Below are 12,728 nucleotides of genomic sequence, written 5' to 3'. Positions count from 1 at the left end.
TCATGGAGCGACAGCTGGACGCTTACTGCACCCACCTGCGCAGTGAGCGCCAAGTGTCGCCCCATACGCTGCAGGCCTACCGCCGCGACCTGAACAAGGTGCTGGCGTTTTGCAGCAAAGAATCAATTGCCGGCTGGCGCGCACTGGATATCCAGCGCCTGCGCCAACTGGTGTCGCGTCTGCATCAGCAAGGCCAGTCCTCACGCAGCATTGCCCGCTTGTTGTCGGCAGTGCGAGGGCTCTATCACTATCTGAATCGTGAAGGCCTGTGCGATCACGACCCGGCCAATGGCCTGGCGCCGCCCAAAGGCGAGCGTCGCCTGCCCAAAACCCTGGACACGGACCGGGCTCTGCAATTGCTTGAGGGCGCGGTCGAAGACGAATTTCTGGCCCTGCGCGACCAGGCCATCCTGGAGCTGTTCTACTCATCGGGGCTGCGCCTGTCAGAGCTCACGGGGCTCAATCTGGATCAGCTCGACCTGGCCGACGGACTGGTTGAAGTACTCGGCAAGGGCAGCAAGACCCGGGTGCTGCCAGTGGGCAAAAAGGCCCGTGAGGCGCTGCAGGCGTGGTTGCCGTTGCGGGCACTGGCCAACCCGGAGGATGACGCCGTGTTTGTCAGTCAGCGTGGCAGGCGTCTTGGGCCGCGGGCCATTCAGTTGCGGGTCAAGGCCGCCGGCGAGCGCGAGTTGGGGCAAAATCTGCATCCGCACATGTTGCGTCATTCATTCGCCAGCCATTTGCTGGAGTCCTCCCAGGACTTGCGCGCCGTGCAAGAATTGCTCGGGCATGCCGACATCAAGACCACTCAAATCTATACCCATCTGGATTTCCAGCATCTGGCAACGGTCTATGACAGCGCCCACCCAAGGGCCAAACGCAGTAAGGGCAATGAATGACCATTGAGTTGATTACCTTCGACCTCGACGACACCCTGTGGGATACCGCGCCGGTGATTGTCAGTGCTGAAACCCGGTTGCGCGAATGGTTGGTTGCCAATGCACCAAAAGTGGGCGCGTTGGACGTTGCGGCGTTTCAGGCACTGCGTCAGCAGGTATTGAGCGACGAGCCGCAATTGCGTCACCGAATCAGCGCGCTGCGCCGGCGGGTGTTATTCCATGCATTGCAGGGCGCGGGTTACATGAACGCTGCAACCCTGGCAGACCAGGCATTTGAGGTGTTCATCGAGGCCCGGCATGCGCTGCAGCTGTTCCCGCAGGCAGAGCCGGTACTGACGATACTGGCCCGGGATTACAACCTGGGCGTGGTGACCAACGGCAACGCCGATGTGCGGCGCATCGGCCTGGGGCATCACTTCAAGTTCGTGCTGTGCGCCGAAGACATCGGTATTGCCAAGCCGGATGCGCGCCTGTTTCACGAGGCACTGGTGCGTGGCGGCAATATCTCGCCTGCGGCAGCCGTGCACGTGGGCGATCACCCCGGTGATGATATTGCCGGAGCCCAGCAGGCGGGCATGCGCGCGATCTGGTTCAACCCCGGCGGCAAGCGCTGGGAAGGCGACAAGGCTGCGGATGCCGAGATCGGCTGCCTGAGTGAGTTGCCGGCGGTGTTGAAACACATTTTGTAGGAGCAAGCTCGCTCCTGCAGAAGATGGGCCAAGGCTGCAGACACAAAAAAACCCGCAGCGACGGCGGGTTTTTTCTTCAAGCCGGCAATAAATCCTTAGATAGGACGGCTGCCGTACTTGTTGTCAGGCTTCTTGGGTGGGTCTGCCACCACGTTGGCCTCGACTTCCTGCACCTTGCCACCTTTGGACAAAAACTCTTCCATGGCACGGGCCAGAGCATCACGCTCCTTGTTTTTGGCTTCTACACTCGGCAGGTCATCAATCGACACTGCAGCCTTGGATTTACCTTTGGCTGCCGGAACCGGAGCATCGTCGCCACTGTCGTCGTCTGCAACGTCTTCGGCTGCCGCTTCCAGGCCTTCCTCGGTTTCGTCCTCGTCACCTACTTCGAGGTCATCATTTTCCAGATCGTCGTCGCTCATGTTCTACCCCATGACTTACTTAAAGCAGATTAGTTATATAGACCAGATGCGACAAATGTCGACCGCCGCCGGTGAAAAAGTAGCCTTGGGTAAACCTCGGCTCACGCCTCACCACTGATTAAAATGATGAGGACTTTACGAGCGCAGCAACAATTGCGGAACTCGCCCAAATAAGCACCTTGCCGAATGTCCGGTGCCAGTTGTTCCGCTGTGTTGGCTGGAGCAACCGGCAGCCCGGCCCTTGGGCCTTGAAAGCGTCTGGAGGTCATCCCCGCCTTCGTCCTGCCAGGACACAGTTTTGTGGCCTTCGGCGCGCATTCTAGCGCGCTGGAAAAAAAAGCAAAGCAGCTAATAGTCGAGTTGCGCTGTAAGTGATCATCCTACAAATCATTGCCGAACCGATCTCGGGACATGGGAGCAGGAAAAGTCATCTGATTGTTGCGAATCAGGCCACATTACAGACAAAAAAATACCCGGCGTGCCGGGTATTTTTCTGACCGTCAGTTACAGGTTGTAACCGCGTTCGTTGTGTTGTGCCAGGTCCAGGCCAACTGCCTCTTCCTCTTCAGCCACACGCAGGCCGATTACGGCATCCAGCACTTTGAGTATGACGAAGGTCACAATCGCGGTGTAGATCACGGTGAAGGCAACGCCTTTGCACTGAATCCAGACTTGAGCGGCGATATCGGTCACGGTGCCGAAACCGCCCAGGGCCGGCGCTGCAAACACACCGGTAAGGATGGCACCGACAATGCCGCCGATACCGTGTACGCCGAATGCATCCAGCGAATCGTCATAGCCCAGCTTGCGCTTGAGGCTGGTGGCGCAGAAGAAGCAGATCACCCCCGCCGACAGGCCGATCACGATCGAACCCATAGGGCCAACGGTGCCTGCTGCCGGGGTGATGGCAACCAGACCGGCGACCACGCCAGAGGCGATCCCCAATGCACTTGGTTTGCCGTGGGTGACCCACTCGGCAAACATCCAGCCCAGCGCCGCTGCCGCAGTTGCGATCTGGGTCACCAGCATCGCCATGCCGGCGGTGCCGTTGGCGGCAGCTGCCGAACCTGCGTTGAAACCGAACCAGCCGATCCACAGCATGGCGGCGCCCACCAGGGTGTAGCCAAGGTTGTGCGGGGCCATCGGAGTGTTCGGGTAGCCTTTGCGCTTGCCGAGCACGATGCACGCTACAAGGCCTGCAATACCGGCGTTGATATGCACCACGGTACCGCCCGCGAAATCCAGCACGCCCCAGTCCCACAGCAGGCCACCATTACCGCTCCACACCATGTGGGCAATTGGTGCATACACCAGGGTGAACCACACACCCATGAAAATCAGCATGGCCGAGAACTTCATGCGTTCGGCAAAGGCGCCGACGATCAGTGCCGGGGTGATGATGGCGAAGGTCATCTGGAAGGTGATGAACACCGCTTCCGGAAACAGTGCGGTAGAGGACGTCAGGCTGTCCGGAGTCACCCCTGCCAGGAAGGCTTTGGAGAACCCGCCGATGAACGAGTTGAAGTTGGTGACGCCCTGCTCCATGCCCGTGGTATCGAACGTGATGCTGTAGCCATAAATGACCCACAGAATGCTGATCAAACCGGTAATGGCGAAGCACTGCATCATCACGGAAAGAATGTTTTTGGAGCGCACCATGCCGCCGTAGAACAGCGCCAGGCCGGGGATGGTCATAAACAGCACCAAAGCCGTTGCAGTCAGCATCCAGGCGGTGTCGCCCGAATTGAGGACTGGAGCCGCTACTTCGTCTGCCGCCATGGCCAGGCCTGGCATTACGACGGACAGCAGGGCTCCGAGCCCTGCGATTTTACGCAGAGTCATAGTGTTTTCTCCTGGGGCGTTGGGGTATGGCGGCTTAGATTGCGTCGGTATCGGTTTCGCCGGTACGGATGCGGATAGCCTGTTCCAGATTGACCACGAAAATCTTGCCGTCACCAATCTTGCCGGTGTTGGCAGCCTTGGTTATCGCCTCGATAACCCGGTCAAGATCTTTGTCGTCGATGGCGACATCAATCTTCACCTTTGGCAGAAAATCGACCACATATTCCGCGCCGCGATACAGCTCGGTGTGACCTTTCTGCCGGCCGAAGCCTTTGACCTCAGTAACGGTAATGCCCTGCACGCCGATTTCAGACAGCGACTCGCGCACGTCGTCTAACTTGAACGGCTTGATTATGGCGGTGACTAGCTTCATGAAACTTCTCCCGAATTGGTGGACTTGCCCCAGGAAAACAAACCCGGCTCAAGTCTAAGCGCAGTGTCTGGCTTTGTAACGCATCGTCAGCCTTGTTCAGGCTGTTCCACGTGTCTCAATCGCCGGTGACGAAAGCTTTCCCTGAACCACCTGCCGCACTGCCTAGGTCACAGCTACTGCATCAGTGCCTGAGTCACAGCCAACTAAGCAGAAACCTTGCCATGTCTGGAAAAGTCAGTAATTACAGGGAGATACCCATAGCTGATGGCTTTTGGCCTGATTTGGCAGGGCATTTGTGCACGTAAACAGTGCGTGCCCGGCAGGCCAGGCGCCCAAAAATCGTGCGAAGGCCCCCGAAGATTGGGCCCGGACACTGCGTGATACACTCGCCACCATCAGTTTTTCAGGACCTTACCCATGCTCGCGCCCAAAGACCTCCTCGACGCCCTGAGTGGCCATGCTTCCCGTGTGCTCAGTGGCGAAACTGCGCTGCCGCGCAATGAAATCGAAAGCCAGTTCAAAGCCTTGCTGCAAAGCGGTTTCAGCAAGCTGGATCTGGTGAGCCGTGAAGAGTTCGACAGCCAAATGGTGGTTCTGGCCCGCACCCGTGCCCGCCTCGAAAGCCTGGAAGCCAAGGTGGCCGAGCTGGAAGCCAGATTGCTGCCGCCGACCGAATAACGCGCCAAGGCGGTGCGTTTACCCATATGAACAAGGACGTTTTTGTATGTTGGTGATGAATCGGCTGGTCCCCGAGATGATCGTCTCGGACCTTGCCAGCAGCCTGGATTTTTACTGCGCAGTGCTGGGCTTTCAGATCGAGTACCAGCGACCTGAGCATCAGTTTGCGTTTCTGTCATATCACGGCAGCCAGCTGATGCTGGAGCAGGATGATCTTGAACCCTCCTCCTGGCGGGTCGGGCCGCTGGAGGCGCCTTTCGGGCGAGGCATCAACCTGTCGATCAAATGCCCCGACGTCCAGGCCCTGATCGACCGTTTCGAAGCCGCCGGGTACACATTGCGCAAACCCCTTGAAGAGCGCTGGTACCGCAGCAACGAGGTGTTGTTCGGTGAGCGCAACTGCCTGTTGCTCGACCCCGATGGCTACCTGCTGCGCTTTGCCGAGGACCTGGGAACCCGGGCCGCCACCGGGACACCCGCGATGCCAGGTGATCCACCGCTCATTTTTTGAACCAATACGGCTCTCCAGATAATGGCCATTTGACTCTATGGCCCTTAAACATTACTGTCGCCAGCTAATCAAGGAAGCGGTACGGACTCATGTCCGGGTTTTGCCGCGCGAACTTAAAACACGGAGCACGGATGCGCGGCGCACTTCTTCGCAGTGGCAAAAGCGGGGCTTTTACTGCCCTGGGTGAGACCGGTCAGCCAGTCTATCGGGCGGCACTGCAATTGCGCGAAGCGATTCGCTGCCAAAATCCTGACATGGCCACGCATCTGGCCATCCCTCAAAGCGATGAGCTGGGCGACAACATTGACTGGTACAGCGAGCTACCCGGCGATGTGATTCCCTGGGCCAGCGCCACCCCGCAGGAACGTGCTCAAGCCGTTGTCGAGCTGGAACAGCTGCAGTCTTTTCTCAATCAGCTCAGTGCTGAACAACTCGACCCCGACAGTGCCCACAAACCTTCGGTAGACCGTACGGTGTTCGGCAAGCTGCTGGCCCACGTGCTGCCATTTCCGGATGAGAACTACGTTTATCTGGTCAACGGCAAACCGGTACTGACGTTCTGGGGCTTCCGTCGTCCGGGCACTGACCACGGCCTCGACCCGCTGTACTGTCTGCGGCCACAGGTAGCACCCGTTACCCCTGCCCCGGTGATTGCCCCGCTGGCCGAGCCTGCTCCGGCACCCGCCCCGGTGCCGGTGCCAGTGGTGGCCCGGTCGTGGTGGCGCTGGTTGTGGTGGCTGATCCCGCTGTTACTGCTGCTGTTGCTACTGTTTGGTCTGCGCAGCTGTGGCCCGCAGTTGGGGGTGCCAGTGCCGGCATGGCTGGTGGACTTCAACCTGGACGGGCTCAAGGTTTCTGAACCTGTTTCCAGGCCCTACCCCACGTCCACGCTCACGCCATCGCGCGAGCTGTCAGGCAGTGGCCAGGTCGGCGGGGCAGCGGGCACGGCTGAAACTGCAGGCCAGGTGCCTGAAGTGCAGACCCCGCCTGCGGTCCAGCCGGAGTCGGTGGTGCCGCCAGGCACCGATAACGCCCAGGCATCCATGGCTCAAGAGCCGCCGACAGCGGATAACGCCACTACCCCGCCGACGCCGCCGACAATCCCGGATGAGCTGCCGAAAGCTCCGGCACCTGTGCCTGTACCCGGCGAGCGGTTGGTCATCCCGGCCGACAGCGCGGATGGCCAGGCCGCCTTCCTCAACGGCCACTACCGCGCGGGCGCGGGCATTCAAGACAAAAACACCGGTCTGTCACTGCGCCTTGAGTATCAGTTCAAGGACGGCAAGGGCGAGGTCATTGTGCGCAAGGCCAATGGCATCAGCTGCACCGGCCCGGTTTCTGCGGCCATGCAGGCCGGCAGCCTGGCGATCAATAGCCAGGCCCAGGCCGCCTGCAGCGATGGCAGCAGCTATGACATGCCGCAAATCGATTGTCGTCAGGGGGCCAAAAGCATTGCCGACTGCACCGGCGCTTACGAAGACAAAAAATTCCCCATCACCATGCGCCAGACGGGCGAATAATGACTGGAAAACTCTGACATGCTGCCTCAAGTTACCCAATTTGAAGACACCGTTATCCTTGTTGCCGATACCGGCATCCAGTTCATGGATTTCGCCCTGCGCCTGGACCCCAGGAAGCTGCCCTCGGGTGATTTCGCGCCGTTGACCAATGGCCTGTTGTGCCGCCTCGAAGAGGGCGAACGCAACGGCATGACCAGCTACTTTTACGAAAGCGAGCCGGGCAAGACCGTTGACGCACGCAGTACCCTCAACCTCGGCATGGAAGCCAGTCTCAAGCTCTACGACGGGCTCTGGGTACCGATCCCGGTGTTCCGTTACCGTCCGCCCCAGAGCTTTGACCAGGGGCCGGCCAACTGGTCGCGGATGCGCCTGGTGCGCCTGCCCGAGCCGGACATTGATGGCAACACCCATCGCCTGACGGTCGCGCTGGATACCCGGCTCATGGAACAGCATGACACCAGCCTCTATCTGGGGCCGGTCGAGCGCGACGCCAGCTCCGGCGTATCGTTCAAGCTGGCGTGCAAGCCCCAGCAGGCCCGCTGGTTTCTGGATCAGATCTGGGTGCGGGAGTGGCTGCTGGAAGTATTCACGCAAGGCCATCCCAAAACCCCGCGCGATGAGCTGGACAAAGAGATCAAGGACGGTCATGCCGAAGCCCATTACCTGAACCTGCTCAGCTTGTTCATGGAGCCTTGCACCACCCGGGACAACAACACCCCGGCGGCGCAAGTGAAACTGCCCGAACTTAAAATCGTGGCCAGCCATGGCAGTGGTGTCACGCCGCCGATTCCGGTGGATCTGATCCTCGATGTCGGCAACTCGCGCACCTGCGGCATTCTGATCGAAAACCACGGCCAGTCCGGCTCCGGTCTCAAAGACAACTATGTGCTTGAGCTGCGGGACCTGATGAGCCCGGAGCACATCTACAACGACGCGTTCGAAAGTCGCGTCGAGTTTGCCCAGATTTCCTTTGGCAAGGATGACTGTTCGGTAAAAAGTGGCCACACGGAGGCTTTCCTGTGGCCAACCATCGCCCGGGTTGGCAAGGAGGCCGCGCGGCTGGCGAGTCGCCGTCGTGGCACCGAGGGCTCAACCGGACTCTCCAGTCCCAAGCGTTATCTGTGGGATGAAGAGGCCTACGATCACGGATGGCGCTTCAGCTACAGCTTCGACAAAAAGGAAGCCGAGCCGTTTGCCACCGCCAAACCGTTTTCGCTGCTGATCAACGGAACCGGCGACGCGCTGCACAGCTTCGACACCCCAGGCCTGGCGGTGTTTGTACCGCGTTATTCGCGCAGCTCGCTGATGACTTTCATGCTCGCTGAAGTGCTGGCCCAGGCGCTGATGCAAATCAATAGCCCGGCGCAGCGCTCGCGTCAGGGCCATACCCGCGTACCGCGGCGCCTCAACAGCATCACCCTGACCGTACCGCCGGGCATGCCCCAGGCCGAGCGCAGCATCCTGGAAAAGCGCATGCGACACGCCATTGGTCTGGTGTGGAAAAGCATGAACTGGCAGACCGACCGCAAAGACCCCTTCGCTCACGACTCGAGCCCGGCCACTACGCCGCTGCCCAAGGTGCGGGTGGAGTGGGACGAGGCCTCGTGCGGGCAATTGGTGTACCTCTACACCGAGGTCAATGAAAACTTCGCCGGGCACCCGGAAGAATTCTTCGATGCCATCTCGCGCCCCGGCAAGACGGACCGCGAACGTATCACCCTGGCCACCATCGACATAGGCGGCGGTACCACCGACCTGGTGATCACCGATTACCGTCTTGACCGTGCCGGCACTGCCAGCAGTGGCAGCAATGTGCACATCGTGCCCGAGCAGCGTTTCCGTGACGGTTTCAAAGTCGCGGGGGACGACATCCTGCTGGACGTGATTCAGGGGTTCATTCTGCCAAGCTTTGAAAGCGCCTTGCAGAACGCCGGGGTTAAATTCCCCGGCTCCCTGATGTCGCGGCTGTGCGGCGCCGAATCGGGCAGCGCGCAAGACATGGTGTTGCGCCAACAATTGAACCTGCAGGTGTTCACGCCGCTGGCCCTTGAATTGCTGCGCCGCTACGAGCTCTACAACCCGGAGTTCGCCACGCCGGCCAGTGACCACACCTACCTGACGTTGCTGGAAAAAGATGCTGTCAGAGCCAACGTGCTGGAGTATGTGAACACCGCGGTTCGCCGCGAGCTGGGGGTTCAGACCGATTTCGATCTGCTGCAAACGCCGATTACCCTGGACTTGCAGAAACTGCATGGCGCGTTCATCAGCGGTGGCATCAACATCACCAAGATCCTTGCCGGGTTGTGCGAGGTCATTGCGCATTATCCATGCGACATGTTGCTCCTGACCGGGCGGCCATCGCGTCTGCCGGGCATTCAGGCGTTTATCCGCAAGATGCTGCCACTGCCGCCGGGGCGCATCCTTGCGCTGCAAAATTACCGCACCGGCAACTGGTACCCGTTCCATAAAAACGGCCTGATCGACGACCCTAAAAGTACGGCATCTGTCGGCGCCATGCTGTGCCTGCTGTGCGCCAACCACAGTGTGCCGAACTTTTATTTCCGCACCTCGGCCCTGAGGCCGTACTCGACCATCAAGCACATCGGCAAGATCGACGGGGCCAACATCATCGTTGACTCGGACGTCCTGTTCCGCGACCTGACCTCCGAGGACGGGGGCATCGTGCTGCCCGAAATCGGTGAAGGCCTGGATGCAAGGCCGCCAGCGCTGGAAATGCGCGGCAATATGCGCCTGGGCTTCCGTCAGCTGGCGGCCGAGCGCTGGTCTGCCACGCCGCTCTACACCCTGGATTTCTCCCCCCAGGGGCGGCAGCGCTTTACCGAGGCCAAGGCCCAGAACAACGAGATGCCCGTGGTCTACGTGTCCTTCAAAGTGCGCGAGGCCACCGAGCAGATGAAGCGCCAGGGACAACTGAGCGACGAGCTTGTGGTGACAGAAGTTGATTCGAACACCGACAAAACTTTCAGCAGAAATGACCTTGTGCTGCAACTCAACACCACCCTAGTGGAAGGTTTGAGTGACAGCAAGTACTGGCTGGACAGCGGGAGCGTAAAACGCAAATGAGCAATCTGACCCCAGAGCAAATCGCCCTCAGCGCCAGCTGGAATGCCGTCTACGAAGGTGCCGGCCAGGCCCTGGGCTGGGTGGACAAAACCCGGGTTACGGCGCCCAAACTTGATCGCGATGCGGCTGACCTGAAGCTGGGCCTGTATCAGGCGCGCAACATGGCCCGCAACCTTGGCCGGGTAGCCACCACACCGATGACCACCGGCTTCTTCGGGTTGTCCCAGGCGGGCAAGTCCTACCTTATTTCAGCCCTGGCGGCAGGGGCCAACGGTGCGCTCGAGACCCAGTTCGGCCCGCAGCGTATGGACTTCATCGAGAACATCAACCCCAGCGGTGGCGGTACTGAAGCCACCGGGCTGGTGACCCGTTTCAGTCGTCTGGCCAAGCCCAGTGAAGACGACAACTTCCCGGTGGAGCTCGAGCTTTTCCGCGAAATCGAACTGGCGAAAATTTTTGCCAACACCTGGTTCAAAGACTTCGACCAGGAAAAAGTCTCCTTCGTGATCGACGACAGCGTGGTGCGCCAGGCCCTGCAACCTTTCGAAGGCCGCGAGCTGGGTCCGCTGCAGCCTGGGGTGAGTGCCGAAGACGTCGTGTCGTTGATGGATTACCTGAACCAGAGCTTTGAACAATCGCTCAAAGTTCTGCCCCATCACTATTGGCCGAAAGTCATCGACCTGGCCCCGCGCCTCAATCCCCAGGAGCGTGGCGAGCTGTTTTCGATTTTGTGGGGCAAGCAAGATGGCCTGACCCAGGTGTACCAGCAGTTGGGCGCAGCGCTCAATCGGCTGGGCATGCCCGACACCGTTTTTGCACCGCTGTCAGTGCTGGCTGAGCGCGTAGGCGATGAATTCAGCCGTCGCAACAGCATCATGAACGTCGACATTCTGGAGCGTTACGGCAGCGCCACTGACGTGCCGGTGTCGGTGCGCCCGATGGTCGAGGGTGTGTTGCATAACCCCGGCCCGATTTCCCTGGTGCAGTTGGCGGCCCTCACCGCCGAGATGACCTTCCGCCTGATTGAAGTACCGGCCGCGCAGATCGTCGAGCAAATGGACCTGCTGGATTTTCCCGGATATCGCGGGCGCCTGAACGTGACCTCCATCGCCAGGGAAAACGGCCAGACCAACTCGATTTCGCAACTGATCCGTCGCGGCAAGGTCGCGTACCTGTTCGAGCGTTATGTCGATGATCAGGAAATGAACGCACTGGTGGTCTGCACCAACAGCACCAAGCAAAGTGATGTCAACGATGTCGGCCCGGTGCTGACGCGCTGGATCAACGCGACACAGGGCGAGACCCCGCAAGAGCGTGGCGCACGTGCCACGGGCTTGATCTGGACCCTGACCATGTTTGACCTGTGCATTTCCCAGTCATTGAACAAGAAGTCGCGCCTGGAGCTGGAAGAAGAGTGGGACGGCATGATGACCCGCACCATGCTCGAGCGCTTCAAAGACTACCCGTGGATGTCGAACTGGCAAGGCGCCCAGGCGTTCAATAACACCTATCTGGTGCGCAAACCGCGCCATCAGGCCGCATTCATTGGTCGTACCGATGGCAACGAAAGCCATTTCACCGAGGACAGTCACAGCACGCTGGAGCTGATGGCCCAAACTCTGGTCGAGCGCCCGAATGTCAAAAAGTACATCAAGGATGCACAGCAGGCATGGGACGCCATGCTCACGCTCAACGACGGCGGTATCACCCGTTTCAGCGAAAGCTTTACGGAACTGGCGAACGTTGACTTCAAACTCAAGCGCATCCGCGAGCAACTGAACAAGGTACTCAACGGCAAAGCCTTGCACACCCTGGGCAGTTACTACGTGGCCGATGGCGCCGATATGGTGGCCATCAAGCGTACCCAGGCGCAGATGATTCTGGCCCAGCTCAAGCGCCGTGGCGGTGTGCTGGGCGAGCTGATCAACACCTTGCAACTGCCGAACGAAGAGATCCGCGAGCTTTACCTCAACGGCGTATACGAAGAGGACAGCGTGTCTGAGACGGGCGATACGGCTCAGGACTCCGCCAGGCAATCGATCGTTTATGCCAGCAGCAACGAGTTTGATTTTGGTGATGATTTCGGTGATTTGTCGGTGGACTTCGATGCCCCGGCCAGTGCTCCGTTGCCAGCGTCCAAGGCTCCCGAGCTGCAAAGCAACGAGCACAAATTTGCCCGTGCCGTGTTCAGGAACTGGGTGAAGTACTTGCGTGCAGTTCCGGAGCGTGAGGGTTTGATGCGTGCCCTTGAGCTGGATAAAACATCGATTGAAGCACTGGTTCAGGAGTTGATCCTCAGCGGTGACCGTCTCGGCTTGCAGGACCAGTTGATTCGCGTCGTGCTCAAGCGTGCGCAAAGTGGCTCGCGCCGCGACCAGATGGTCGAGCGCCAGGTGCTGGAAGTACAGCGCGTGCTGAGCGATTTTGTGGCCTGGTTCGGTTACACCGCTGAACCGCTTGAATCCCGTCCTAAAAGCCATGCCGGCAACCGCGAAGCGCTGTTTTCGTTCTACGGTGATGTGGCCAGAGACGCGTTGCCGCAGCTGCCTGCGCAGCCGATTAACCAGGCGCAGCAGTTCCTTGGCGACTGGTTGTCCGGGGTGGCGCACATCACCCTGGACAATGCCAGCCACGGCACCGGCAGCGAATTCACCCCTGAACAAAATGAACGCCTGGGCCATGTGCTCAAAGCGTTTGAAGCGAGATAAGC

Annotated in this window: 10 protein-coding genes; 7 read left to right on the top strand and 3 right to left on the bottom strand. The window is 59.7% G+C overall.

Going from position 1 to position 12,728, the window contains the following annotated elements:
- The first annotated feature begins 2 nt into the window (after window positions 1-2).
- Window positions 3-899 carry a tyrosine recombinase XerC gene (gene xerC / locus EQV90_RS12310; protein WP_160626478.1) on the top strand — a complete coding sequence of 299 codons (897 nt, stop codon included), beginning with the start codon at window positions 3-5 and terminating at the stop codon, window positions 897-899.
- Complete coding sequence (locus EQV90_RS12305) at window positions 896-1,588, top strand: HAD family hydrolase (protein ID WP_127196628.1); 693 nt, start codon at window positions 896-898, stop codon at window positions 1,586-1,588. The genes xerC and EQV90_RS12305 overlap by 4 nt, the downstream gene beginning before the upstream one ends.
- A 95-nt stretch (window positions 1,589-1,683) precedes the next feature.
- On the opposite strand, the gene sutA is transcribed toward EQV90_RS12305, so the two are convergent.
- From sutA to glnK, 3 genes are all read right to left on the bottom strand, one after another.
- The gene (sutA, locus tag EQV90_RS12300) at window positions 1,684-2,010 is read right to left on the bottom strand and encodes a transcriptional regulator SutA (RefSeq protein ID WP_003437896.1); all 327 of its coding nucleotides are present in this window, start codon (window positions 2,008-2,010) and stop codon (window positions 1,684-1,686) included.
- Window positions 2,011-2,514: 504 nt separating this feature from the next.
- Window positions 2,515-3,852, bottom strand: a complete 1,338-nt coding sequence (locus tag EQV90_RS12295) for an ammonium transporter (RefSeq protein ID WP_003437894.1) — start codon at window positions 3,850-3,852, stop codon at window positions 2,515-2,517.
- Window positions 3,853-3,886: 34 nt separating this feature from the next.
- Window positions 3,887-4,225, bottom strand: coding sequence for a P-II family nitrogen regulator (glnK, locus tag EQV90_RS12290; RefSeq protein WP_002555808.1), 339 nt, complete (start codon window positions 4,223-4,225; stop codon window positions 3,887-3,889).
- A 417-nt stretch (window positions 4,226-4,642) separates the two neighbouring features.
- Here glnK and EQV90_RS12285 point away from each other — a divergent pair, with 417 nt between their 5' ends.
- From EQV90_RS12285 to EQV90_RS12265, 5 genes are all read left to right on the top strand, one after another.
- Entirely contained in the window at window positions 4,643-4,903 is a 261-nt protein-coding gene (locus EQV90_RS12285) for an accessory factor UbiK family protein (protein ID WP_003437892.1), read from the top strand.
- 46 nt (window positions 4,904-4,949) lie between these two features.
- On the top strand, window positions 4,950-5,414 hold the full coding sequence (locus EQV90_RS12280; protein ID WP_127196629.1) for a VOC family protein: 465 nt from the start codon (window positions 4,950-4,952) through the stop codon (window positions 5,412-5,414).
- A gap of 131 nt (window positions 5,415-5,545) precedes the next feature.
- On the top strand, window positions 5,546-6,934 hold the full coding sequence (locus EQV90_RS12275; protein WP_240878152.1) for an SrfA family protein: 1,389 nt from the start codon (window positions 5,546-5,548) through the stop codon (window positions 6,932-6,934).
- 18 nt (window positions 6,935-6,952) lie between these two features.
- Entirely contained in the window at window positions 6,953-10,018 is a 3,066-nt protein-coding gene (locus tag EQV90_RS12270; RefSeq protein ID WP_240878151.1) for a virulence factor SrfB, read from the top strand.
- Window positions 10,015-12,726 (top strand): virulence factor SrfC family protein, encoded by a 2,712-nt coding sequence (locus EQV90_RS12265; protein WP_240878150.1) that lies wholly within the window; start codon window positions 10,015-10,017, stop codon window positions 12,724-12,726. Before EQV90_RS12270 ends, EQV90_RS12265 begins: the two co-directional genes overlap by 4 nt.
- Window positions 12,727-12,728 lie beyond the last annotated feature (2 nt).

The sequence above is a fragment of the Pseudomonas sp. TMW22089 genome, assembly GCF_022496645.1.
Lineage (GTDB): Bacteria > Pseudomonadota > Gammaproteobacteria > Pseudomonadales > Pseudomonadaceae > Aquipseudomonas > Aquipseudomonas paraversuta.
This window is presented reverse-complemented; position numbering and strand designations above follow the sequence as displayed.

What these genes read in the sequence shown, in the direction of transcription:
- sutA (WP_003437896.1), bottom strand. Translation starts at nt 2,010, where the DNA reads ATGAGCGACGACGATCTGGAAAATGATGACCTCGAAGTAGGTGACGAG.
- EQV90_RS12305 (WP_127196628.1), top strand. Translation starts at nt 896, where the DNA reads ATGACCATTGAGTTGATTACCTTCGACCTCGACGACACCCTGTGGGAT.
- xerC (WP_160626478.1), top strand. Translation starts at nt 3, where the DNA reads ATGGAGCGACAGCTGGACGCTTACTGCACCCACCTGCGCAGTGAGCGC.
- EQV90_RS12275 (WP_240878152.1), top strand. Translation starts at nt 5,546, where the DNA reads ATGCGCGGCGCACTTCTTCGCAGTGGCAAAAGCGGGGCTTTTACTGCC.
- EQV90_RS12265 (WP_240878150.1), top strand. Translation starts at nt 10,015, where the DNA reads ATGAGCAATCTGACCCCAGAGCAAATCGCCCTCAGCGCCAGCTGGAAT.
- EQV90_RS12280 (WP_127196629.1), top strand. Translation starts at nt 4,950, where the DNA reads ATGTTGGTGATGAATCGGCTGGTCCCCGAGATGATCGTCTCGGACCTT.
- EQV90_RS12285 (WP_003437892.1), top strand. Translation starts at nt 4,643, where the DNA reads ATGCTCGCGCCCAAAGACCTCCTCGACGCCCTGAGTGGCCATGCTTCC.
- EQV90_RS12270 (WP_240878151.1), top strand. Translation starts at nt 6,953, where the DNA reads ATGCTGCCTCAAGTTACCCAATTTGAAGACACCGTTATCCTTGTTGCC.
- glnK (WP_002555808.1), bottom strand. Translation starts at nt 4,225, where the DNA reads ATGAAGCTAGTCACCGCCATAATCAAGCCGTTCAAGTTAGACGACGTG.
- EQV90_RS12295 (WP_003437894.1), bottom strand. Translation starts at nt 3,852, where the DNA reads ATGACTCTGCGTAAAATCGCAGGGCTCGGAGCCCTGCTGTCCGTCGTA.